19 protein-coding genes are annotated in these 24,524 nt (G+C 42.0%); 13 read left to right on the plus strand and 6 right to left on the minus strand.

Annotated features, from left to right (window positions below; translation table 11 throughout):
- Window positions 1-426: thioesterase family protein (locus VB654_RS07290; protein ID WP_323212989.1), on the plus strand; the 426-nt coding region annotated here is incomplete at its 5' end.
- A 261-nt stretch (window positions 427-687) separates the two neighbouring features.
- Here the strand turns inward: VB654_RS07290 and VB654_RS07295 are convergent.
- From VB654_RS07295 to VB654_RS07305, 3 genes are all read right to left on the minus strand, one after another.
- A complete protein-coding gene (locus tag VB654_RS07295; RefSeq protein WP_323212991.1) occupies window positions 688-873 on the minus strand; it encodes a hypothetical protein in 186 nt (61 codons plus the stop codon).
- Between the two features lie 394 nt (window positions 874-1,267).
- Window positions 1,268-2,476, minus strand: a complete 1,209-nt coding sequence (dxr, locus tag VB654_RS07300; protein WP_323212993.1) for a 1-deoxy-D-xylulose-5-phosphate reductoisomerase — start codon at window positions 2,474-2,476, stop codon at window positions 1,268-1,270.
- Window positions 2,477-2,599: 123 nt separating this feature from the next.
- Window positions 2,600-4,153, minus strand: a complete 1,554-nt coding sequence (locus tag VB654_RS07305; protein WP_323212994.1) for a glycosyltransferase family 39 protein — start codon at window positions 4,151-4,153, stop codon at window positions 2,600-2,602.
- A 1,202-nt stretch (window positions 4,154-5,355) separates the two neighbouring features.
- On the opposite strand from VB654_RS07305, the gene VB654_RS07310 reads away from it, so the two are divergent.
- Window positions 5,356-6,267 (plus strand): polysaccharide deacetylase family protein, encoded by a 912-nt coding sequence (locus VB654_RS07310; protein ID WP_323212996.1) that lies wholly within the window; start codon window positions 5,356-5,358, stop codon window positions 6,265-6,267.
- Between the two features lie 77 nt (window positions 6,268-6,344).
- Here the strand turns inward: VB654_RS07310 and VB654_RS07315 are convergent, their stop codons facing one another.
- Entirely contained in the window at window positions 6,345-11,024 is a 4,680-nt protein-coding gene (locus VB654_RS07315; RefSeq protein WP_323212997.1) for a glutamate synthase-related protein, read from the minus strand.
- 1,076 nt (window positions 11,025-12,100) lie between these two features.
- On the opposite strand from VB654_RS07315, the gene VB654_RS07320 reads away from it, so the two are divergent.
- From VB654_RS07320 to VB654_RS07365, 10 genes are all read left to right on the plus strand, one after another.
- Window positions 12,101-14,074: a phosphodiester glycosidase family protein gene (locus VB654_RS07320; RefSeq protein WP_323212999.1), complete on the plus strand. Its 1,974-nt coding sequence runs from the start codon at window positions 12,101-12,103 to the stop codon at window positions 14,072-14,074.
- A 255-nt stretch (window positions 14,075-14,329) separates the two neighbouring features.
- A complete protein-coding gene (locus tag VB654_RS07325) occupies window positions 14,330-14,749 on the plus strand; it encodes a cupin domain-containing protein (protein WP_323213000.1) in 420 nt (139 codons plus the stop codon).
- Window positions 14,750-15,187: 438 nt separating this feature from the next.
- Window positions 15,188-15,526 carry an iron-sulfur cluster assembly accessory protein gene (locus tag VB654_RS07330; protein WP_323213002.1) on the plus strand — a complete coding sequence of 113 codons (339 nt, stop codon included), beginning with the start codon at window positions 15,188-15,190 and terminating at the stop codon, window positions 15,524-15,526.
- A gap of 99 nt (window positions 15,527-15,625) precedes the next feature.
- Window positions 15,626-16,009 carry a 30S ribosomal protein S12 gene (gene rpsL, locus VB654_RS07335; RefSeq protein ID WP_006196398.1) on the plus strand — a complete coding sequence of 128 codons (384 nt, stop codon included), beginning with the start codon at window positions 15,626-15,628 and terminating at the stop codon, window positions 16,007-16,009.
- 350 nt (window positions 16,010-16,359) lie between these two features.
- Window positions 16,360-16,830 carry a 30S ribosomal protein S7 gene (rpsG, locus tag VB654_RS07340; RefSeq protein WP_089091537.1) on the plus strand — a complete coding sequence of 157 codons (471 nt, stop codon included), beginning with the start codon at window positions 16,360-16,362 and terminating at the stop codon, window positions 16,828-16,830.
- Window positions 16,831-16,973: 143 nt separating this feature from the next.
- Entirely contained in the window at window positions 16,974-19,052 is a 2,079-nt protein-coding gene (gene fusA / locus VB654_RS07345) for an elongation factor G (protein WP_323213004.1), read from the plus strand.
- Between the two features lie 22 nt (window positions 19,053-19,074).
- A complete protein-coding gene (gene tuf, locus VB654_RS07350) occupies window positions 19,075-20,304 on the plus strand; it encodes an elongation factor Tu (protein WP_323213005.1) in 1,230 nt (409 codons plus the stop codon).
- Window positions 20,305-20,479: 175 nt separating this feature from the next.
- On the plus strand, window positions 20,480-20,797 hold the full coding sequence (gene rpsJ / locus VB654_RS07355) for a 30S ribosomal protein S10 (RefSeq protein WP_006196404.1): 318 nt from the start codon (window positions 20,480-20,482) through the stop codon (window positions 20,795-20,797).
- A 220-nt stretch (window positions 20,798-21,017) separates the two neighbouring features.
- Entirely contained in the window at window positions 21,018-21,206 is a 189-nt protein-coding gene (locus VB654_RS07360) for a hypothetical protein (protein ID WP_323213007.1), read from the plus strand.
- A 24-nt stretch (window positions 21,207-21,230) separates the two neighbouring features.
- Window positions 21,231-21,878 (plus strand): LON peptidase substrate-binding domain-containing protein, encoded by a 648-nt coding sequence (locus tag VB654_RS07365; RefSeq protein WP_323213008.1) that lies wholly within the window; start codon window positions 21,231-21,233, stop codon window positions 21,876-21,878.
- 178 nt (window positions 21,879-22,056) lie between these two features.
- On the opposite strand, the gene pheA is transcribed toward VB654_RS07365, so the two are convergent.
- The gene (gene pheA / locus VB654_RS07370) at window positions 22,057-22,926 is read right to left on the minus strand and encodes a prephenate dehydratase (protein ID WP_323213009.1); all 870 of its coding nucleotides are present in this window, start codon (window positions 22,924-22,926) and stop codon (window positions 22,057-22,059) included.
- Window positions 22,927-23,056: 130 nt separating this feature from the next.
- On the opposite strand from pheA, the gene VB654_RS07375 reads away from it, so the two are divergent.
- The gene (locus tag VB654_RS07375; RefSeq protein WP_323213010.1) at window positions 23,057-23,656 is read left to right on the plus strand and encodes a DUF1997 domain-containing protein; all 600 of its coding nucleotides are present in this window, start codon (window positions 23,057-23,059) and stop codon (window positions 23,654-23,656) included.
- Between the two features lie 166 nt (window positions 23,657-23,822).
- Here VB654_RS07375 and VB654_RS07380 read toward each other — a convergent pair whose 3' ends face one another.
- Window positions 23,823-24,518, minus strand: a complete 696-nt coding sequence (locus VB654_RS07380; RefSeq protein ID WP_323213012.1) for a ribonuclease HII — start codon at window positions 24,516-24,518, stop codon at window positions 23,823-23,825.
- Between the last annotated feature and the right edge of the window lie 6 nt (window positions 24,519-24,524).

Here is a 24,524-nt window from a genome sequence, read left to right on the forward strand (position 1 = left end):
GAGAGTTGGTTTGAATATCCTGTAAGAGTGCAACCCCATCATACTGACTATGCTGGTATTGTCTGGCATGGTACTTATATCGCGTGGATGGAAGAAGCACGGGTAGAATGTTTAAGATCCATCGGCATTGATTTTGCTGATTTAGTAGCGTTAGGCTGCGATTTACCAGTTGTAGAACTTTCAATCCGCTATCACCGTGCTATTCATTTAGGAATGGCAGTGATTGTCAAAATCCGGATCACTGAGGTAACTGGTGTCCGTATGAACTGGGATTATGGAATTGTCTCAACTGATGGACAAGAATTATATACTACGGCCAAAGTGACATTAGTCGGATTGGATCGTGAAAGAGGTAAAATAATGCGTCAACTACCTCCAACTGTTAAAGAGGCGTTAGCTAGAATTTCAACTCTATACAATAATTAGGGCTTGCTGTTCTCGTCGCGTGCAGTTAGGCATAAAAGTTATTTGTGAGGATAGGGAACAGCTTCAGTTATCTGTCATCCCCAAATTTTCTAATTTATTCAACCCGAAATTCACGCTTTTGATGGTACACCCTTCAAAAACCGTTCGGCTGACGCTCACGGCGAAGCCTTGCACCTACTTTCGGGTTGATCAGCCTCAAACCTTCGATTTATCTGGGTTTTATATTTATTCAGCAAGCCCTAATTATGTCTTATTCGCGTCTCAGTTCGGCGAAATTGTTTGAGCAAAATGCATAATTTGATGCCAAATATCTTGAGGTGTAATCCCAAAACCAATATTTAACAAAACCAGTATTGCCGCTATTGTTAAGGCATTCTTTAAAGTGGTTTTAAGAATTTTGAACAATATGACAAATACTATCCAAGCAATAATTAGGGTAGGAATCATCAATATAAATTCCTTAAAGATATTTGTTATTTAAGGGTTAAAGTCAATTATTTAACCGTCAAACAATTACTTTTGTAAAATTTGTTGCACCCAATAAATGATAAATATTACAAATTTCTCGTATTTTTTTAAGTAATTGCTATTCACTAAGTATACTACAAAAATTTAACAATTTCTGGCTAAAAAATACTTCTCTATAAGAATTTAGTAAATTTTTTTGGTTGTATTGTTAAGAATATATAGAACCAACCTCTAAAACCAGTACAAGTCGGCGGAAATAATACAACTATTTGAAACCAATGAACAGCCGATTTGATCTAATAAGATTTTTGATTAAAGGGCGACGCTAGTGAGGAGGTGGGATTGAAAGAACCATCCTCACTAATGTTATGATCTATCGAGTTGTTTTGTGTAGCGAAATTACTTGTGAAGCAGATTCTAACTTGTTAGCCGCCATTAAAACTTCTTGTCTTGCCCATTTATCTGCCGCCAAAATGTCATCTAAAGTCGGATTTGTACAGTTATCATTTTGATGGCGATCGCATACTAATTCAATACATCGGGGAATATCTAAAAATTTAATTTTCTCCTCTAAAAATAACGCCACAACCTGCTCATTAGCAGCATTTAACACCGCCGGCATGGAACCCCCAGCCCTACCAGCCGCATAAGCCAACTGCATACAAGGATACTTCTGGTGGTCTGGTTCACGGAAAGTTAAATTACCAGCTTTCACCAGATCCAGCCTTTCCCAATCAGTGTAGATGCGCTCAGGCCAAGACAAAGCATAAAGTAAAGGTAAGCGCATATCCGGCCAACCAAGTTGAGCTAAAACAGATGTATCTTGCAACTCAATCAGCGAGTGAATAATACTTTGGGGATGAATGACAATATCAATATCTTCATAATCCAAACCAAACAGAAAATGCGCCTCAATTACTTCCAGACCCTTATTCATCAAAGTGGCTGAGTCCACGGTAATTTTCCGCCCCATCGACCAGTTAGGATGCTTCAACGCATCAGCAACCGTCACCTGAGCTAACTTTGCTACATCCCAATCTCGGAAAGCCCCACCAGAAGCCGTGAGTAAAATTCGCCGTAAACCACCCTGGGGAATACCTTGAAGGCATTGAAATATGGCGGAATGCTCAGAATCAGCCGGTAATAATTTTACACCATGCTTTTCTACTAGAGGTAGAACCACAGGGCCACCAGCAATCAAAGTTTCTTTATTCGCCAAGGCGATATCTTTCCCAGCTTCAATGGCCGCGATGGTGGGTAATAAACCAGCACAACCTACAATCCCCGTAACAACAGTTTCTGCATCACCATAACGGGCGACTTCTATCACCCCAGAAATACCAGCTAGTAGAATTGGTTGGGGATCAAGGTCTTTGATAGCTTCTTGGAGTTCTGGTAATTTCTCCTCAGCCGAAATCGCCGCTATACTTGGTCGAAATTGCCGAATTTGAGCCGCCAACATCTCCACATTGCTCCCAGCTGCTAATCCGACAATCCGAAACTGATCTGGATACTGAGTGACGATATCTAAAGTTTGAGTACCGATTGAGCCAGTAGAACCAACAAGAGTAATAGCTTTCACAATTGCTTTAAAATTTACAAACAACTTCCAGTTTGACACTCTCCCGCCCCAGATGGCGGATGATTCTGAGACTCAACATTGTCTCTTTGAGTTTTCCTCATCAGTAACATCCGAGAAAAATTATTAAATTGATGGTGATGGCGAAATGAGAGTAAGTTCTCCAGACGTGCCTAAAACTAGACCCCCAGATAAATTTAAATTCTGTAAACTGGCATCATCTAAAAGTAAATAAGATTTATCTGTCCACATTTTTTGTAAAGCAGTGATATCTGTAGGAATGACTTGACAATCACAGTAAAAATCTAAACTAGGACGACCATAAGCAAAAGAAGTATAAACTTTGGTTCCTGGTGAAACATTTTCCCGGATTAATGTCGCCACTGGTTTGACTGGGAACGTTTCGTTTAATTCCCAAATCCAGGATTGCGAACTCATTAATAGTCCTAAAACTAAATACATCCCCGAAAATACCACGGGAATAAACAAACGATTTCGCTGTTTAATTAGCCATGCTGCTAAACTCATACTGATTACCAAAACTAGACTCATGGCTATCAATACAGGCTGAGGATCTGCAACAGTAAAGTAAATACATCCTCCAACACCTGCGAAAGCAATAATAGCCAAAATTACTGCCCAATATTTGTTAATTAAATTGTGGTGCTGCCAAATTTCGCTGAGTTTGGCCCCAACTGCTAAAGCTAAAAAAGGATAAATGGGCATGATATACCAGGGGAGTTTTGTTTTCATCACAGAAATGGTGAAAAAATAAACAATTGTCCCGATGAGAACTAGGCGCGCCCAGGTAGTATGAGGTTTTTTTATAGCTAGATGTAAACCTCCCGGCAAAAATATCAGCCAGGGAAAACCATATTTAATTAACTCAATTAAATAGTACCAAGGAGGGCCACTGTGACCTTCTACAGACTGCACAAGACGGTTAAAGGTTTGTGTTTGAAAATTTATTTGTAAAAAATTATTGCCATAATATTGCCATTGGGCAACATACCAAGCTAAGGGTACAGCCGTGCCGAAAAACATTCCCATCCAAAAATAGGGGTTTTTTCCTAAAGTCCATTGTCCCTGAGCGATCGCAAATAAACAAGCGATCGCACCTAGCAATAAAACTAGCATCCCCTTTGTCAGAGTAATTAACCCCAGGCAAACACCCACACCTAGAGCATAGTGTTGATTTTTACGCGATTTCAATAAAAAAAATAATAATAATAAAAAAAAAGAAATACTCACGCCATCTAGCATTGCTAATCTACCGTGACGTACTACAGGCAACATTGTTAAGTAAACCAAAGCAGCAAACAAAGCTGGCAAATTTTGTTGAAAAACCAAACCTCCTACTAAATACAGAATAGGAACTCCCAAAGCAGTTAAAATTGCACTTGGTAAGCGTGTTGTCCATTCATTCACACCTCCTAAAGAGTAAGCCCCAGCAATTAGCAAATGCAGCAGGGGTGGTTTATTGTGATACGGTTCTCCTCCTAAAATAGGGTAAAGCCAACGCATTGAACCAACTGGGGCGCGCCAAATTTCACGGGCAACCTGTGCTACAGTACCCTCATCCCAATCACGTAAAGGTAAGTTTCCCAAAAATATTAGCCAGAGAACCAGAGATAGCACAACTAAGCTAAATAGCCATGTTTTTGCTCGGAATGGATGCATAACTGAAAATTACAATAATTTTTTGACAATGATTTAGATAATAGCTTTCGCCCAAAGGGAACTACCTTATACACACAAGTCCTATCTGTCTGCATTTTAAATCCCCCAAGTCATGAGGACTTTTAAAATTCTTGTTCCCCCAAAATGGGGGGATAGGGGGCGATTTGAGAGGGCTTGATTAAATTTGATTACTTGTGTGTACACCATAGCCCCAAGGGAGATACTAGCGCCAACGCGTTTTTCGTGGTATGCGCTACCCGTAAAGCCTACGGCATAGCTGCGCTTAAAGCAAAACTTTAGCGAAACGTTTTTTCAAGATTTTGCGTAAATCCTGTGATTAAGTTATTAAGCAATCAATAATTTACGTGTTTACACTATAACCATAAACATTAAAGTTTTTATACTAATAATGTATGATCCAGAATTAACTTGCTAAGGTAATTAGGAAGTGAAAATATTCTGGGAATTGAGACTAACTTCAGCTATAAGTCAACTGAAACCTCAGCATCTATAAAATAACTTAAATGCTGATCAAAATTATGCAAAATCAATGCGTAAACAGTATAGAGAGTAACGGCTGAGTTGACCTGAATAATGGGAAACTATATGCAGTTGATTATCGTCCGTCTACTTCAAAGCAGTTAAAATGTGGCAGTCAGTCAGTTAAAATTTTAACTTTTTCTTTAAAAATAATTAATGCGAGTAAGTGCTAAATTCTACTTAAGTAGGGCTTGCTGTTCGCGTAGCGTGCCGTTAGGCATAAAAGTTATTTGTGAGGGTAGGGAACAGGGAACAGTTATCTGTCATCCCCAAATTTTCTAATTTATTCAACCCAAAATTCACACTTTTGATGGTACACCCTACAAAAACCTTGCACCTACTTTCGGGTTTATCAGCCTCAAACCTTTGATTTATCTGGGTGTTACATTTATTCAGCCAGCCCTAACTACTGGAATAACTCAAACCTCAAAAAAATATTGGTTATTACAGCTATGTCTTAGTATCAAATACCACAAAAATTGTATGTGTATTATTCATTCAAAATCAGATTATTTAGTTTACAGTTGAAGCCTTATCAGCCATAGCCCATATTTTTTAATTTCGGTGAATCTGTATCCAAAAATTCTGGATTAGCAGTAAAAATTTGTGTATCTAATATTTAGAAGCAAGTGTGCTATATAGTACCTTGAAGGAGCTATGAAGTGGAAAACAGTAAGTCGTTTCTCTGGCCACAAGGAATATTAGTGGCGTTGGTTGCTTTGAGTGCGATATTAAGCATTAGCTTAATGTTACTCATCAAGCCTGACGCTTCTGATGCTCAGAACAAACAAACTATAGATATCAATAATTTATCTAGTGCTACAGTTGGAACTCAGCAACGGCTTGAGGGATTAAAGACGGTAATGCTCACCAGTTGGCAGGAAGAAGCAAATATTAAGGGTTTGGCTTCTGCTGCACCACCACGCTTTCAAGGAGCAACTGTTAAGGCAGTAAAACTTAGTACAAATAAGAAGGTAATTGCCCTCACTTTTGATGATGGGCCTTGGCCTGAAACCACTGCACAAGTACTGGATATTCTTAAAACCAATAATATTAAAGGTACATTTTTTGTCGTTGGACAGAATGTTAAAAATTATCCTAGCTTAGTGAAGCGGGTAGTTGCTGAGGGTCACGCCATTGGTAATCATACTTGGCATCATTGGTATCATTTCATGAATCAACAGGTAGCTGGTTATGAAGTTGATCACACCAATAATTTGATTTATCAAACTACTGGTGTAAAAACAAATTTGTTTCGACCACCTGGCGGGATCATGCATAATGGGGTGGCTGCCTATGCTAGAAGTAGCAAATATGCGATCATTATGTGGTCATCCGACTCATTAGACTATTCACGCCCTAGTGTCCCCAACTTAGTGAATAATGTGTTTAGGAATGCAGAACCTGGTGGGATTGTATTATTGCATGATGGTGGTGGCAATCGTTCTCAAACTGTCCAAGCATTACCAGAAATTATTCGGAGGTTTCGCCAGCAAGGTTATAGTTTTGTGACTGTTCCAGAACTTTTAACAATGAAAGATAAGGAACAAAGATTGTTAGTAAATGAAAAATAATATTTATTATATTTTTGAATCCTAAAAAGTTCAGTTCCCCGACTTTTTATAAAAATCGGGGATCTTGTTTTTGGCAATTAAACTGAACTCAACTGTTTTTCTAGAACAGCTTGGGGATTTGCTTCAGGACTATCAGCTTCAGAAGGTGGTACTAATTGCCAGAATTTAGGCAAATATTCTGACCAATTTTGCAGAATCATTTTCGCTTTTGGTGAACCAGTGCGATCGCAATGAGTTTTAATTAATTCTTGGAGTTGTTTTGCACCGGCTTGTGTCAGCACTCGCTGGATTTTGACAATTTCGGGATTAACTAATTCCGGGAATGAATTATCTTCATCTAAGAAGTATGCCAATCCACCGGTCATCCCTGCGCCGACGTTACGCCCAACTTTGCCCAGAACAACAATTACGCCACCAGTCATGTACTCGCAGCAATGATCTCCAGCCCCTTCAATCACTGCCATACCTTTGGAGTTGCGTACAGCAAAGCGTTCTCCGGCTAAACCGTTGGCAAACAATACACCACCGGTAGAACCATAAAGACAGGTATTGCCAACTATGACATTTTGTGCTGGGTTGTATGTGGCATCAGCTGGTGGTTTGATGATGATTTCACCACCGTGCATCCCCTTACCTACATAGTCGTTGGCTTCTCCTTCTAATGTGAGAATCATCCCAGGAAGGTTGAAAGCACCAAAACTCTGCCCCACACTACCTTGGAAATTGAGGTTAATTTGTCCTTCAAAACCACTGTCACCATATTGGGTAGCGATCGCCCCTGCCAACCTTGCGCCCACTGTTCTGTCAGTATTGACTATGGGTAAGGTTTTGCTAACAGTCGATTGATTACTAATAGCCGCTTGAATTTCGGCATCAGCCAGCAATTGATCATCAATCACTGCACCGTTGCTGTGGACTTCTTCATGTACCAACCAGCTACGATCATTTTTGGCATCTGGTAACTGAAGTAAACAGTCAAGGTTGAGTCCTTGGGTTTTGGTAACTTTGGCCTCGGCGCGTGTGGTCAACAAATCAGCACGACCGACGATATCCAACAAAGAACGGTATCCGAGTCTAGCTAAAAGATGACGCACTTCCTCAGCAATAAAGCAGAAGAAATTTACAACGTGTTCCGGCATTCCTGTGAACCGTTTGCGGAGTTCTTCCTTCTGAGAAGCCACACCCACAGGGCAGTTATTCGTGTGGCAAATCCGCGCCATAATACAGCCTTCCGCAATCATGGCGATGGAACCAAAACCGAATTCCTCACCACCCATTAATGCACCTATTACCACATCCCAACCACTTTTTAGCCCACCGTCTACACGCAAAATTACTCTGTCCCGCAGGCCGTTTTGCATTAAAACTCGATGTACTTCACTTAAACCCAGTTCCCACGGTGAACCAGCGTGTTTAATGGAACTTAGAGGTGATGCACCAGTACCACCATCATGACCAGATATTTGAATGATGTCGGCGTTGGCTTTGGCTACACCCGCCGCAATCGTCCCAATGCCAATTTCTGCCACCAGCTTCACAGATACCTGGGCTTTGGGGTTAATTTGGTGCAGGTCAAAAATCAACTGTGCTAAATCTTCAATGGAGTAAATATCATGGTGCGGTGGTGGTGAAATCAGGGTAACACCGGGCTTAGAACGCCTTAACATCGCAATGTAAGGACTAACTTTTGGCCCTGGTAGTTGTCCACCCTCCCCTGGTTTTGCACCTTGGGCAATTTTGATTTCAATTTGTCTAGCGCTGCTTAAATATCCTGGTGTGACACCAAAGCGTCCCGATGCGACTTGTTTAATGGCACTAGAAGCTGTATCACCATTCCGCAATCCATGTAAATGGGGCAGAGTTGGAGATTTACCTGCTGCGTCTACATCATTGAGAACTTTATACCGCACTGGATCTTCGCCGCCTTCCCCTGAGTTAGATTTTCCGCCAATGCGGTTCATGGCGATCGCTAAAGTTTCATGGGCTTCTCGTGACAACGCGCCTAAAGACATTCCACCAGTACAGAAACGTTTGAGAATCTCACTGACTGATTCTACTTCGTCTAAAGGAATGGGCTGGCGATCGCTTGCAAAATCCAACAAATCACGCAAAGCTGTCACCGGTCGGCCTTGCAGATGCTGTTTGTAAACCTCATAGTGATCATATTGCTTCCCATCCACAGCTTTATGCAGCGCCTTAGCCAATTCCGGGTTATTCATGTGGTATTCACCCTTGGGAAGACACTGCACAAAACCCAAATTCTCTAACTTCTTCGCAGTCAGTTCGGGAAAAGCCTTGCTATGGAAAGACAATACCTCTTGCGCCAATTCCCTTACACTCAACCCACCAATGCGGGAAGTTGTGCCATAGAATCCCAGTTTTAATAAATCCCCACCGATACCAATAGCTTCAAAAATTTGTGCTGCTTGATAGCTGGAAAGCAGAGAAATTCCCATTTTAGAGAGAATTTTCAGTAACCCGGAATTTATGGCTTTGCGGTAATTTCCGATAGCTTCATCTAAAGTTAGAGTAGCAATTTTACCCCGTTCCATGAAGCTTTGAGTTTTGGGTTCAAACCACCAATTGCGGACAGTATCCAAAGCTGTGTAAGGACAAACAGCATCCACACCATAGCCAATCAGACAAGCAAAATGATGTGTACTCCAGCACTGGGCTGTATTCACAATCAGCGAAGTTTTGGTTCGCAATCCTTGGCGAATTAAATAATGATGTACAGCACCTGCGGCTAACAAAGGCGGAATATAAGTATGTTCTGTATTGATACCATTTTCTCCGTCCAGGTGACGGTCACTCAAAATTAAAATTTTTGCCCCTGCCTTGACAGATTCCGCAGCTTGTGATTGCAAAGACTCTACAGCATCTTTCAAACCATCGGGGCCGTTAGCAATAGCAAACAAAGTTGATAATTCCGCCGTCGCAAATCCTGATAACCGAATCGCCTCCAATTCTGTTTCAGTCAATACAGGCGATTCTAATTTCAGTTTCCGGGCGTGTTCTGGCTTCACTTCCAGTAAGTTACCCCGTTCACCCAGTTCCACATTCAGCGACATCACCAACTTTTCCCGTAGCGGGTCAATAGCTGGGTTAGTCACTTGTGCAAAACGTTGTTTGAAATAGTCATATAGCAAGTGGGGTTTTTCTGACAGCACCGCCAAAGGAATATCATCCCCCATGCAGAAAGTCGCCTCTTTACCCTCAGCCGCCATTGGCTGAATTACCATTTCTACATCTTCTGTGGTGTAGCCAAAGGCTAATTGATGACGCAGTAAGGTTTGTTTATCACTTCGACTTCGCTCAGTGTTAACAATTGTGTTTGTGGGAGAATGACTCTTACCATTACCATTCACTGATAAAGGCTGATCAACAAGATGTTTCAGTTCTTGACGATACTGTTTTAACCATTCTCCATAAGGATGCTGCTTGGCGATACGCTGTTTAATTTCCCAATTTTTCAGTACTTCATGACTGACTAAATCCACAGCAATCATTTGTCCTGGGCCAAGTCTGCCTTTTTCCACAATGTTGGCTGCTGGGATGTCAACTACACCTGCTTCAGAAGCCACAACAATATAATCATCTTTAGTAATGACGTAACGGGCTGGTCTTAAACCATTCCGGTCTAAGGTCGCACCAACTTTTGCCCCATCACTAAATACTAAAAGCGCTGGGCCGTCCCATGCTTCTTGCAGTCCACTGTAATATTCATAAAAATCAACAATTTCTGGATATTTAGCCAAAGAAGGCTGATTTTGGTATGCTTCTGGAACCATCATCATTAAGGCTTCCAAGGGGCTGCGTCCAGAACGCACCATTAATTCTAGGACGTTATCTAAAGTCGCTGAATCACTATTATCAATGTGAACCAAAGGCTTGAATTCATCGCAGCGATTTCCCCATACTGGATGATTCAGGCTGGCTTCTCGTGCCGTCATCCAGTTGATGTTACCCAATAAAGTATTAATTTCACCATTGTGACCCAATAGCCGCATTGGTTGGGCTAAAGGCCACTTAGGCAGGGTGTTAGTACTAAAGCGGCGGTGATAAACAGCAAAAGCACTCTTATAAGCTGGGTTTTTTAAATCTAGATAAAAATCTCCCAATATCGCAGAACGCACCATGCCTTTATAAACAATTGTGCGACTGGACAAGGAGCAAATATAGAATTCTTCGGAAATATTTTTGGTAGCTTTGAAAATTCTTCTGCGGGTGATGTATAGTTCTCGTTCCAGTTCTTCACCACTTTTATCGGTTGATGCAAGAAAAACTTGTTCTATTTGGGGTTGATTTTCTCTAGCTTGTCTCCCCAGTAAGTTAGGTTGCACTGGCACTACTCGCCAACCCAGTACAGTTAATTTTTCTTCTGCGGCTATTTGTTCAATAGTGGCTTTAGCTTTTGCCGCTATTTCGGGATTTTGGGGTAAAAATAACATTCCTACTGCTATATTTCCCGCAGTATAGTCTTTTTGGAACAATTCCCAAGGGATAGCTGTCAATATTCCTGCACCATCACCAGAATCTTGGTCAGCGCTACAACCACCCCGGTGTTCTAAGCAAGTCAAAGCAGTTAAGGCTTTTGTGACAATTTCGTGGCTGGCATAATTCTGGCGATGAGCAATAAAACCTACACCACAGGCATCTCGTTCTTCTACTAACCACCTTTGTCCCTGATAATTCTCCTGAGAGTTCATATCCGAAAAATTCATTTCTTGTGATTGATGCATCGCTTTATCTTTCATAGCCTGTTCCTGAGATGGTTAGTCACAAATCTTGCCAGTATTTGTGAGAAAAATTTGCTAAGGTTGGTTCCCTAAAAAATACATAAACAACCGAAATCTAGTGAAAAAAATTTTAACTCCAGATTTCTTTTCTTCGTTAACCTTGTTAAAATCACTTTAGTATTTTTTTATACTCTTGTTCTGAAGAATGATATGTTAGACAAATTACCTTTGCCCTCACAGTCTTTCATTGAGAGCGTGATAGCGCCGCATGGCTTTAAGCCATAGCTATTTTTTTGCTCAATTCCCTATTTCTAGACTAATATTAGCTTTCAAATGAAATGTGTTTGGCTTACAAACAATACGACTTAATTTTGAAGACCGAAATAATCCCGATTCATTGACAAAATCAGCGTATTACACAACATGACCATTTGACAATTCCTAGAAACATCCATTGTCGTTTGCTGGTCAATATATCTGTATTGCTACAAGACATACCTCACTTAGATAGCATCCATTGATGAGGATTCAATGTTCTCACCCAGCTTTAAGCACCCAAACTACTCTGTATAGTCCGACTGCAACAAGTGATAGTTAAAACACTTACTAACAGTGCTTTTAGTGGTATGATTACTTTTTGAATTTTATAAGAGACAGAGAGCCAATATATAGAGTATCACATCTGTGCCAAAATTAAATCGCCATTTTTTAAGATTTCCTCACAATTAGTTATTTAGAGAACTCCACAAAACAGTTGATCCAAATTTCTGCAACTAAAATGACCTTTCCTCCCCCTGCTCCCCGCTCCCTGCCCCCCTGCTCTCAAAACGACGGGATATTTTTTTATTTGGAAGTCTCTTAATTGCTTCGGTCAAAAGAGGCAAGGGAGCATGGTGTAGGGCAGAAGAGGAAGGGTTTTTAAGTAACTGGAAGCTGAAAGTAACTTCTAACTCGCCTCTACCTCTTCGGTGATATGGCCAAATCCACAGAAGCGATCAATTGCGTCTGTACAAAGGCTCTAAACAATCAAAACTGTTCTAACTTATGAGACTGTGGCTATAGTTTTCAAAAGTGCATAGAGAAATATGATAAAAATGTCAAATCGCCGCATCAGAAAACATGACAGCGCTATTAGCAAAAAGGCTAAACAACGGTTGTTTCGATTGACAATACCCATAATCGTGACAATGACGATATTATCTGCATCTGCTACTTGGGCTACTAGCGCCCAGAATTCCCTAATTAACACTCAACCGCATCCAGAGTTGATTGGTCAGTCACGCACCATGACTGCCGCAGCGTTAGCGTCTGGGAATCAAATTACCCTCAACGGTCGTACCTTGTCAGGGGCTTGGTTGCAGGAACGCGGAACAGATGGTCAGGTAAAAACTCATTTGAGTGATGGGGCTATTAGGCAGTTTATTGGAGTAGATTTTTTAAGCAGCAATGATGCCGCTAGACAACCAATAGAGTGGTTTTCATCAAATCAAGCACTGGTTTTAGCTACAAGGCTATTAAAAGGGCATCGCTATCTGGACATTACTAATTTTGCCCAAACAGCAGGTTGGCAATTACAAGCCAATGGTAATATTTTGGCGATCGCTATTCCACCAGCCCAAGTAAAAAATATTCGTCAAAGTCAGCAACCATCAGGCGTAAGTCATCCTCCGTTCCGATCAGCTCGCATTGTCTTAGATTTAGACCGCCCAGTGCCTTGGCAACTTTCCCAAGGTTTACCCATAAATAGACCTGTTGACTCTGACGGGCCAACCACCCAAGCAACCACACCACTCAATAGGGAGTGGGTAGTGATATTAGAAGGCACAGCTGACCCTGCTTTAATCCAACAATACGCGCCGCCAAGGTCACGACCAAATTTACCCAAACAATTAGAACCACTAATTAGACAATTGCAGGTAGTCAACAACCGCACACTTATTAGTCTGAGTGTGCCTTTTGGGATGTCTCCCCAGATCATCACCTTACCCAACCCTAACCGCTTGGTAATTGACCTGCGTCCTGATGCCCTGGTACAACGAGATATTAATTGGGCTGCTGGATTGCGCTGGCGACAGCAATTAGTCAATTTAGGTACAGAACGTTTTCCTATAGTTTGGTTAGATATTAATCCCCGCCAAGCTGGGTTAACCTTAAAACCCATTAGCTCAGAAACCAATACTCAGACTGGTACTGCCCCATTAATTCAAATGGCACAGCAATCTTCTGTTGTAGCAGCAATTAACGGTGGTTATTTCAACCGGAATAACAGATTACCTTTGGGGGCAATTCGTCGGGATGGTCAGTGGTTATCAGGGCCAATTCTCAACCGGGGAGCGATCGCTTGGAATGATTCTGGCCAATTTTACTTCGGTCGTCTCACCTTACAAGAAACTTTAATCGCCGCTAATAATCAGAGATTACCAATTCTATTCCTCAATAGTGGCTACGTTCAAAGTGGTATAGCTCGTTACACCTCAAGTTGGGGAACTAGCTACACCCCTTTAACTGACAACGAAATTCTGGTTATTGTCCAAAACAACCGAGTGACAAATCAGCTACCAGGCGGAAAAGCTGGTCAAACAGCCGTTCCCATTCCCCAAGATGGCTACCTCTTAACTTTACGTGCCAATGCAACTAATACTGCATCACAACTGCCTATTGGGACAGCAGTCAGCATTACTAGCACTACTAATTCAGCTGAGTTTAACCGTTATCCCCACATTATGGGAGCCGGTCCACTGTTGGTAAAAAACAATCAAATTGTCCTTGATGCCCAAAGCGAAAAATTCAGTAAAGCTTTTAGTAGACAAAAAGCTGTTCGCAGTGGCATTTGTACAACAGCAAGCGGCTCCTTAATGATTGCGGCTGTACACAATCGGGCTGGCGGACTAGGGCCAACTTTAGCGGAACACGCCCAATTAATGAAGAATATTGGTTGTGTGAACGCCCTCAATTTAGATGGTGGTAGTTCAACTAGCCTTTATCTGGGAGGACAACTACTCGACCGTTCCCCAAATACTGCCGCTCGTGTACACAACGGTATTGGAGTTTTCCTGCAACAACAGTAATCAGGGAGTGGACGGAAAAAACTTCCCAATGACCAATGACCAATTTTAAAGTTAAGGATAAGCTGCCATTTATTGGATGAAGACTTATTATAGATATGTCAGTTTTGGCAGTAATCCTTTACACATTGAAGTTGAATTTTGCTATGTTTAGCAAGGTGTAATTAAATTAATGAGTTTTACGGTTGTAAAACTACGCCCAACTTTTCCATTAATTAAGAGTAATAACGGTTTGTTATGTCGATCAATGAGGTAAATATGGCTCAACTTCAAGAAACCACACAAACTAACACTCTGCCTCTACCCGTCGCGATCGCTAATAAAGGCGTTGCTGCAACTGAGCTGCGTCCTTGGGGTTCTTTTACAGTTTTGGAAGAAGGACGAGGATATAAAATTAAGCGTATCGAAGTCAAGCCTGGACATCGCCTCAGTCTGCAAATGCACCATCACCGCAGCGAACACTGGATTGTTGTCTCTGGTACAGCTAGAGTCGTTTGTGGTGAGCAAGAAGTCCTACTTAGCAACAATGAGTCAACCTATGTTCCCCAATGTACATCCCATCGTTTAGAGAATCCTGGCGTGATTCCTTTAGTGTTAATTGAAGTCCAAAATGGCGAATACTTGGGTGAAGATGATATTATTCGTTACCAAGATGACTATGCCCGTACCAAAGTCTAACACCGTAATAGTGCTATTCAGGGTGTAATAATTTCAAAGCTAATATACTGAACTATTTCTGCAAACCGCCTGAAATCACTACGTCAAAGAACAAAGGGGGTAGGGAAGCATAAAAAAAAGAAAAGGTAGATAAGTAATAAGTACAAACTCCTAATCAACACATTCTACAACCCTTAGACAGCAAGGATTTTAGCCAAATAAAAAAATGTGTTGGTTTTACTTCGTTGCGAAGGGATTTAATACTTTTGACTCTTGACTTTTGACTTTTGACTTCCCCTCCTCCTTGCCTCTTCAATCCCTATCAAAATTTAGGTGGAAACTAGCACTGATATAGTGATATGCTTAAATAATAAAAGATTTTTGGTCAAGTTTGATTTTTGTACTTTACCCGTCTATACCACTCATAAGATGGGGTTTTTTATTGAAAAAATAAATTCCATGATTCATCTGAGTCAAGCAGCCATCAGTGAAATTGGACGATTACAGTTAAAACAGCAGCCAAATGCTTTGTTGAGATTAACGATTAAGCTAGGTGGCTGTTCTGGTTGGTTTTATGATCTGTCTTTCGATGAAACTGTAAAAGCTAACGATCGCGTCTTTGACTTAAGCACTATTAAAGTTGTCGTAGATGACAAAAGCTTTAATTATGTAAATGGGTTGGCATTGGATTATTCAGAAGATTTAATGGGTGGGGGTTTTCGCTTTCACAACCCTCAAGCGATCGCTACCTGCGGCTGTGGTAATTCTTTCTCTATTGCTACGGCAAGCCATGTTTAACTAAAAAAAATCTATAAGTTTGACATAAAAGCCAGAAAAAAGATATAATCAGGATTTGTTAAAACTTAGACCTCTAAGCAGCTTTACGCGCTGTAACTCATGCCAACAATACAGCAACTCATCCGTACTGAACGCGAAAAAGCGCGTCAGAAAACCAAATCTCCTGCTCTGAAGCAATGCCCACAACGTCGGGGCGTTTGTACAAGAGTGTACACAACCACACCTAAAAAGCCTAACTCAGCTTTACGTAAAGTAGCAAGAGTCAGACTAACCTCTGGATTTGAAGTCACAGCTTACATTCCAGGTATTGGTCACAACTTGCAAGAACACTCAGTAGTCATGATTCGCGGTGGTCGGGTAAAAGACTTACCGGGTGTCAGATACCACATTATCCGTGGAACCTTAGATACAGCTGGAGTCAAAGACCGTAAACAAGGGCGTTCCAAGTATGGAACTAAACGCCCGAAAGAAGCGAAAAAATAGGCAATAAGCGATTAATCGTATGAGATGACGATTAAACTGTTTCGGTAGAAAGAGCCAAAACACAGAAAAAATAGCGGTGCTTGCTTATTTTAAATCTCACTAAAACCTGATGAAGCTGGCAATAGTAAGTAATTTTAAGCAGTATCCAGCAAAGTGATCGCAGCGGTTGCATCTAAATATTAAAATTTATGATGTCATCGCCTTTTCTAGTTGTAGTGAGCAAATCAATCAGTCAGTCTCCCTGCAACCGTACAGAAAAAAAGACAAAGTTTGAACGGCGGCTTTTTCCGTCTATATCCAGTGTCTGATAGCATATAATTTCGTTGCCAAATCCGAATTAAAGGTAAAGTATGTCTCGTCGTGGTGTTATTCAAAGGCGTCCAGTTCCGCCTGATTCCGTATATAACAGTCGCCTGGTAAGCATGATCATCCGGCGGGTGATGCGTCATGGCAAGAAATCACTGGCTGCAAGGCTGGTTTATGATGCCATGAAAACTATAGAAGAACGCACTGGTGCTGCTCCTTTGGAAACCTTTGAAAGAGCAGTGCGAAACGCCACACCTTTGGTGGAAGTAAAAGCTCGACGAGTTGGTGGAGCAACCTACCAAGTACCGATGGAAGTGCGCTCAGACAGAGGTACAACTCTAGCATTACGCTGGCTAGTAAATTTCTCCCGTTCTAGACCCGGCCGGACAATGGCAAGTAAATTAGCCAATGAGTTAATGGATGCTGCCAACGAAACCGGAAATGCAATTCGTAAGCGCGAAGAAACACACCGGATGGCAGAAGCTAACAAAGCTTTTGCACACTATCGTTACTAAGAAAAGCGGCGGTATATCGTGGATATAAAAGCGGTATATCGCGGACTCAGAAAGACAGATACGGTTTTCCGTAGAAGTATAGAATCTTAACAAAGAGTAATATACAAGCTATCATGAGGCAAAAACTATAATAGGAGGCTACTGTGGCACGTACCATCCCGCTAGAGAAAGTACGCAATATCGGTATTGCGGCGCATATAGATGCGGGTAAGACAACGACGACCGAGAGAATATTGTTTTACTCTGGCATAATTCATAAAATTGGCGAAGTTCATGAAGGAACTGCCGTCACCGACTGGATGGCTCAAGAGCGTGAGCGGGGAATTACCATCACAGCTGCTGCAATCAGTACCAGTTGGAAAGATCATCAAATTAACATTATCGATACTCCAGGACACGTTGACTTCACAATTGAAGTAGAACGTTCCATGCGCGTGTTAGATGGCGTAATCGCAGTATTTTGTTCAGTAGGTGGCGTGCAACCACAGTCGGAAACGGTATGGCGACAAGCGGACCGCTACAAAGTACCTCGAATCGCCTTCATCAACAAAATGGATCGCACAGGGGCGAACTTCTATAGAGTTCACGACCAAATGTGCGATCGCTTGCGGGCTAATGCTATTGCCATTCAACTGCCAATTGGTAGTGAAACTGAATTTCGCGGCATCGTTGATCTGGTACGGCAACGTGCCTATATTTATAACAACGACGAAGGAACAGATATCGAAGAAACAGATATCCCCGCCGAAATGCAAGAAAAGGCAGCAGAATATCGCACCAAGCTGATAGAAGCTGTGGCTGAAACCAACGATGTTCTGATGAATAAGTACTTCGAGGGAGAAGAACTTACAGAAGCAGAAATTCGTACAGCCCTGCGTAAAGGTACAATTGCCAATAAGATTGTGCCAGTACTTTGCGGTTCGGCATTTAAAAACAAAGGCGTGCAGTTGATGCTGGATGCAGTGGTAGATTATCTACCAGCACCAACTGAAGTCCCAGCAATCCAAGGTACATTACCAACTGGGGAAGCTGTGGAGCGCAGAGCTGATGACAATGAACCGCTATCAGCTCTAGCGTTCAAGATTATGGCCGACCCTTATGGTCGTCTCACCTTTGTTCGTGTTTATTCTGGTGTTCTAAAGAAAGGTAGCTACGTTCTTAATGCTACCAAGAACAAGAAAGAACGCATTTCCCGTCTGGTGATTTTGAAAGCAGATGAACGCATGGACGTTGACGAAATGCGGGCTGGTGATTTGGGAGCAGCCTTGGGATTAAAAGATACCTTAACAGGTGATACTATCACTGATGAAGGATCACCAGTAATTTTGGAATCTCTATTCATTCCTGAGCCTGTGATCTCGGTAGCGGTTGAACCCAAAACCAAGAATGACATGGACAAGCTCTCCAAAGCTCTGCAATCTCTTTCAGAAGAAGATCCCACCTTCCGCGTTCATGTTGATCCAGAAACGAATCAAACCGTGATTGCCGGCATGGGAGAACTACACCTGGAAATTCTGGTAGACCGGATGTTACGAGAATTCAAAGTAGAAGCAAACGTCGGTGCGCCGCAAGTAGCTTACCGCGAAACAATTCGTAAACAAGTCTCCAAAATTGAAGGGAAATTCATTCGCCAAAGTGGTGGTAAAGGTCAATATGGTCACGTTGTGATCAATTTGGAGCCAGGCGAACCTGGTACGGGCTTTGAATTTGTTTCTAAGATTGTCGGCGGTACTGTACCCAAAGAGTACATTAGCCCCGCAGAACAAGGAATGAAGGAAAGTTGTGAATCCGGTATTTTGGCTGGATATCCATTGATTGATATAAAAGCAACTTTGATTGATGGGTCATACCACGATGTAGACTCTTCAGAAATGGCTTTCAAAATTGCTGGCTCAATGGCAATGAAAGAGGCAGTGTTGAAAGCTTCACCTGTACTTTTAGAACCTATGATGAAAGTTGAGGTTGAAGTTCCCGAAAACTACCTTGGGGATGTAATGGGCGACCTGAATTCCCGTCGTGGGCAAATTGAAGGTATGGGATCTGATGATGGTCTTGCCAAAGTAACTGCTAAAGTCCCATTGGCAGAAATGTTTGGCTACGCTACTGATATCCGCTCAAAGACCCAAGGTCGGGGCATCTTCTCAATGGAATTTAGCCACTACGAAGAAGTACCTCGCAACGTGGCTGAAGCAATCATAGCGAAAAGCAAAGGGAACGCTTAATTAAAAAAGGAAACGAGCATTCATGGCACGCGCAAAATTTGAAAGGACTAAACCCCACGTTAATATCGGTACAGTTGGCCACGTTGATCATGGTAAAACCACTTTAACAGCCGCCATTACCATGACTTTGGCCGCTATGGGTCAAGCTACAGGTAAAGGCTATGACCAAATTGATAACGCCCCTGAAGAAAAGGCACGGGGTATCACCATCAATACGGCTCACGTTGAGTATGAAACCGGCGAGCGGCACTATGCTCACGTAGATTGCCCAGGACACGCGGATTATGTTAAAAACATGATCACTGGTGCGGCTCAAATGGATGGTGGTATTCTTGTAGTTTCGGCTGCTGATGGCCCCATGCCCCAAACCCGTGAACATATCTTGTTGGCAAAGCAAGTAGGTGTTCCCAGTCTAGTTGTCTTCTTGAACAAGGAAGATATGGTAGACGACGCAGAACTACTAGAGTTGGTGGAATTGGAAGTCCGGGAGCTATTATCTAGCTATGATTTTCCTGGCGACGACATCCCCATCGTTACAGGCTCCGGTCTTAAAGCACTGGAAAAAATGACTGCTAACCCCAAAACTCAAAAGGGTGAAGATCCCTGGGTAGACAAAATCTACGCCCTGATGGAAGCAGTAGATTCTTACATTCCAACTCCTGATCGTGCTATAGATAAGCCCTTCCTGATGGCTGTGGAAGACGTGTTCTCCATCACAGGCCGTGGTACTGTTGCCACTGGTCGGATTGAACGTGGGAAGGTCAAAGTCGGCGATAACGTTGAACTGGTGGGCATTAGAGATACTCGCAACACCACTGTAACTGGGATCGAGATGTTCAAGAAGAGTCTCGAAGAAGGTATGGCTGGAGATAACGCGGGTGTACTTCTGCGCGGTATCCAAAAGACTGATATTGAACGCGGTATGGTAATCGCCAAACCAGGTTCTATCACTCCTCACACTCAATTTGAAGGTGAAGTGTACGTCCTGACAGAAAAAGAAGGTGGTCGTAAGACTCCATTTTTCTCTGGCTACCGTCCTCAGTTTTATGTGCGGACAACTGATGTAACTGGCACAATTAAAGCCTTTACTTCCGATGATGGTAGTGAAGCAGAAATGGTGATGCCAGGCGATCGCATCAAAATGACAGTAGAACTGATCAACGCGATCGCGATTGAGCAAGGAATGCGCTTCGCAATTCGTGAAGGTGGACGCACTATTGGTGCTGGTGTCGTCTCTAAAATTCTGAAGTAACACCTTTTTGTCCCATAACTAAGGAGCAGAGATGATACAATTCCTCTCTGCTCCTTTCTCTTCCGGCTGGGATTATGTAAAATTACGGTTGACTAAAATCTGGTCTATCACCACAAAATCCCCCAAAATTGTCAAAAAAAATCACAAATACTCATCAGAACCTGGAAAATTAAAGATGGCAACTCTACAGCAGCAGAAAATTAGAATTCGTTTACAGGCTTTTGACCGTCGTTTATTAGACACATCTTGCGAGAAGATTGTAGATACGGCAAACAGGACTAACGCTACAGCTATAGGCCCAATTCCTTTACCAACAAAACGCAAAATCTATTGTGTGCTGCGATCGCCTCACGTAGATAAGGATGCACGGGAACACTTTGAAACCCGCACCCATCGCCGGATTATTGATATTTATCAACCTTCATCTAAAACTATTGATGCTCTGATGAAACTAGATTTGCCTTCTGGTGTGGACATTGAAGTAAAACTATAATTTAGTTATTGGTTATTCATTAGTCCTGGGCCAAAGTAGCGGAAAGTGCAGGGGCGAGGGTACGGGAAAAGAACCCATACATAAATGTATTTGCTCTGAAACAATGACACATTATTTCTGTGTTCTTGCATCTGGTAGAAGTGGCACGGCTTCTCTACGAGTAATAAATATTTTTCCTTTGAGCATAACTAAATAGCTCATAACCCTTTGAGCAGAAGACTTGTCAATCTTACCGCTTCCTGCTCCCTGCCGCTTTGGTCATATTTTGATGGACGTAGGAGGTATTAAACTCATTTCTATAAAAATTTTCTTAACCCTGAAAAATTTATCTCAGGGCTTTTTATTGCCTGGAAAACAAATGATAGAATATAGACAAAGTACGGGAAAATCTGAGAATAATAAATTTTAAAATTAAATTTATACCAAGGTAACAATGACATCCTCGAATAAAATTGCAGTTCGCGAACTACCTTTGTTCCCGTTACCTGAAGTAGTTCTATTTCCTACTAGGCCATTACCTCTACACGTCTTTGAATTTCGCTACCGAATCATGATGAACACGATTTTGGAAAGCGATCGCAGGTTCGGTGTGTTAATGGTCGATCCAGTTGAAGGTACAATTGCCAATGTTGGTTGTTGTGCAGAAATCATTCATTACCAACGAATGCCAGATGACCGTATGAAAATGTTGACTTTAGGACAACAAAGATTTCGGGTCTTAGAGTATGTTCGTGAAAAACCTTACCGTGTGGGCTTAGTGGAGTGGTTAGAAGACCAACCACCAACTAAAGATTTACGTCCTTTGGCTACAGAAGTTGAACAACTGCTGCGTGATGTAGTGCGTCTTTCAGCCAAGTTAACCGAACAAAATATGGAACTGCCCGAAGAATTACCCGGCCTACCCACAGAACTTTCTTATTGGGTGGCAAGTAACCTCTATGGCGTGGCATCAGAGCAACAGGCATTATTAGAAACCCAGGATACTGTACTTCGCCTGGAGAGAGAAGCAGAAATTTTAACTTCTACTCGCAATCATTTAGCAGCGCGTGCTGTTCTCAAAGACACTTTTAATAATTCGTAATGCTCCCTTTCCTGCGGAACGCTACGCGAACGGGAGAGCTACGCTAACGTAATTCGTAGTTCGTAATTCGTAGTTCGTAGTTCGTAATGCCTCCTTTCCTGCGGAACGCTACGCGAACGGAGGAGCTTCGCTCTAAGCGCAGCTATGCCCCAGGCTTTACGTAATTCGTAATTATGGGTTATGGTTCAATGGTGATTGGTAGGATATGATAGCTGCCAAAAATCTTGATTATTTCTGCGTGTGTGGTTAATTGTGCTAAAGCGGATTGCATTTGTGGTTGTTTGGCATCTGCTTCTATGTCGAGAAAAAACAAGTATTCTCCTAGCGATCGCTTTGTGGGTCTAGATTCAATTCGGCTGAGATTAATTCCTAGTTCAGCAAATGCCTGTAGCGATTTGAGTAGCGCCCCCGGTAAATTTGCAGGTACACTGAAGGCTAGGGAAGTGTGACTTGCACTAGCTGATGTATTGATTAAATCGTCTTGGCTTTGACTTACCACCCAAAAGCGAGTACAGTTTTCTGGATAGTCGTTAATATTACTGGCTAATATAGGTAGGTTATAAATTTGAGCCGCCCGGCTGGATGCGATCGCGGCGGTTGTTAAGTCCTGATCGAGTTGCTGTAGTGCTTCAGTCGTGGAATTACTGGGTATTAACTGCACAGTTGGGAGAAATTCCCCCAACCATCCTTGACATTGCGCCAAAGCTTGTGGGTGAGAATAAACAGTTTGAATACTATCTAAATTATTGGCACAAGAAATAAAAGCATGAGCAATGGGCATAACTAAAGCTAACTGAACGCGTAAACTCTCTAATTGCCACATTGTATCCATTGTCATAGTAACACTCCCTTCAATAGAATTTTCTACTGGCACAACAGCTAACTGGGTTTGTCCACTAGCAACGGCTTGGAGTGATTGAGCAATACTGGAATAGGGACATAACATAGTTGTGAGTTCTGTGTTACTAGTTAGCCAGTTTGCATAAAAAATAGTGGCTTGCTCTGCGTAAGTACCAGGAGGGCCTAAATGGGCAATGGATATCGTCACAGTGTTTAGTCCTTAATCATTTTTGTGATTTAGCGAAAAAACCTTGTTTAGTGGCTTTGATCAATCATTTCATAAATTTAATCAATTTAATCAATAATAGAAGTATTCAACAATTAGGGTCTTTTAGTTCATGGCTACCCAGTTTACTGCTTGCCAAACTGTCAAAATTAATGTTCCACCACAACCTATTCCTATTCAATACTATTTGCGTCAACCTCAACGTCTAGTGAATGCTTTAGCTGATAATAGCCGGATAGATCAACTTTCAGAAGAAGTATTTCGTTTAAAAATGCGACCTCTAAGCTTTATGTCCTTGAGTATTCAGCCCACTGTAGACCTGAGAATTTGGGCAGAACCAAATGGCACAATTAATTTGCGATCGCTAGGTTGTAAGATTCTCGGCTTTGAGTATATTAACCAGCGCTTTGCGTTAAATTTACAAGGAAATTTGTCTTTGCAGCAAATAAATAGCGTTACTAGCCTACAAGGAAGAGCCGATTTAGAAGTGCAGGTGGAGATACCACCACCATTTTCTTTTACTCCCAGGGCAATTTTAGAAGCAACTGGCAATGGTTTGCTCAAAAGTGTACTGATGACAGTTAAACAACGCTTACTACATCAACTTTTAGCTGACTATCGCTGTTGGGTAACATCACAAATGTCAGAAAACGTGCTATATCATGACACTGGGGACTTATCCATCGGTGAATCAGCAAACCCTAACTATTAGCATTTTCCCCAATTGTGCCACATTAGTTATAAAAAATTTAGCCCACCAGTAACTATAACAACCGCTAAGACGCTTAAAACAATATGAATAGCTGGCTGGAAGCTACTGGGTTTATACTCAGCACTCAAAACTCAGCACTCAAAACTCAGCACTCAGCACTCAAAACTCAGCACTTAATTTGACAAGGACGAAAGGATTTGCGATGCAGTGGTGATGGCCCATGTTGTTGCAGCGCCACCAAATGCTTTTGGCTACCATAGCCCTTGTTCTTGTCTAAATTATATAGGGGATACTTTAATGCTAGACGCATGATTAAGTCATCGCGCCAAACTTTAGCAACAATACTAGCAGCTGCAATGGTCAGCGATCGCTCATCCCCCTTCACTATTGTTTCTTGCGGTATTCTCAAATCCTTAATCAGTTGATTACCATCAACCAAGCATAGCTGAGGCTGTACCTTCAGTTTCAGTACAGCCCGCTTCATGGCTAACAACGTTGCCTGCAAAATATTAATTTGATCAATTTCAGTAGTGGAAGCAAAACCAATTTTCCAGTCTGTCGCTAACCCACAAATTTGCTGTGCTAGCTGAGTTCTCCGAGAACTAGACAATTTTTTACTGTCTTTAATGCCCACTGCAATCAGTTTTGGCAAAGCACAAGCAGGCAAAATCACCGCCGCCGCCACTACAGGGCCAAATAGCGCACCTCGCCCAACCTCATCTATACCTGCAACTAACCCGGTCATCCCAGATAGAGTTGTTCCTGAACTTAGTCGCAGGTTTGGAGATAACTCCAACCAAATCGGCTGGTCTAGAAGTGTTGGCGAACAAATATCTGCGGTAGTTGGCGCTGTCTTGACCATAAAACA

It is taken from the genome of Nodularia sp. UHCC 0506 (assembly GCF_034931045.1).
Classification (GTDB): Bacteria; Cyanobacteriota; Cyanobacteriia; order Cyanobacteriales; family Nostocaceae; genus Nodularia.

What these genes read in the sequence shown, in the direction of transcription:
- VB654_RS07295 (WP_323212991.1), bottom strand. Translation starts at nt 873, where the DNA reads ATGATTCCTACCCTAATTATTGCTTGGATAGTATTTGTCATATTGTTC.
- VB654_RS07305 (WP_323212994.1), bottom strand. Translation starts at nt 4,153, where the DNA reads ATGCATCCATTCCGAGCAAAAACATGGCTATTTAGCTTAGTTGTGCTA.
- VB654_RS07315 (WP_323212997.1), bottom strand. Translation starts at nt 11,024, where the DNA reads ATGAAAGATAAAGCGATGCATCAATCACAAGAAATGAATTTTTCGGAT.
- VB654_RS07320 (WP_323212999.1), top strand. Translation starts at nt 12,101, where the DNA reads ATGTCAAATCGCCGCATCAGAAAACATGACAGCGCTATTAGCAAAAAG.
- VB654_RS07325 (WP_323213000.1), top strand. Translation starts at nt 14,330, where the DNA reads ATGGCTCAACTTCAAGAAACCACACAAACTAACACTCTGCCTCTACCC.
- VB654_RS07330 (WP_323213002.1), top strand. Translation starts at nt 15,188, where the DNA reads ATGATTCATCTGAGTCAAGCAGCCATCAGTGAAATTGGACGATTACAG.
- rpsL (WP_006196398.1), top strand. Translation starts at nt 15,626, where the DNA reads ATGCCAACAATACAGCAACTCATCCGTACTGAACGCGAAAAAGCGCGT.
- rpsG (WP_089091537.1), top strand. Translation starts at nt 16,360, where the DNA reads ATGTCTCGTCGTGGTGTTATTCAAAGGCGTCCAGTTCCGCCTGATTCC.
- tuf (WP_323213005.1), top strand. Translation starts at nt 19,075, where the DNA reads ATGGCACGCGCAAAATTTGAAAGGACTAAACCCCACGTTAATATCGGT.
- rpsJ (WP_006196404.1), top strand. Translation starts at nt 20,480, where the DNA reads ATGGCAACTCTACAGCAGCAGAAAATTAGAATTCGTTTACAGGCTTTT.
- VB654_RS07365 (WP_323213008.1), top strand. Translation starts at nt 21,231, where the DNA reads ATGACATCCTCGAATAAAATTGCAGTTCGCGAACTACCTTTGTTCCCG.
- VB654_RS07375 (WP_323213010.1), top strand. Translation starts at nt 23,057, where the DNA reads ATGGCTACCCAGTTTACTGCTTGCCAAACTGTCAAAATTAATGTTCCA.
- VB654_RS07380 (WP_323213012.1), bottom strand. Translation starts at nt 24,518, where the DNA reads ATGGTCAAGACAGCGCCAACTACCGCAGATATTTGTTCGCCAACACTT.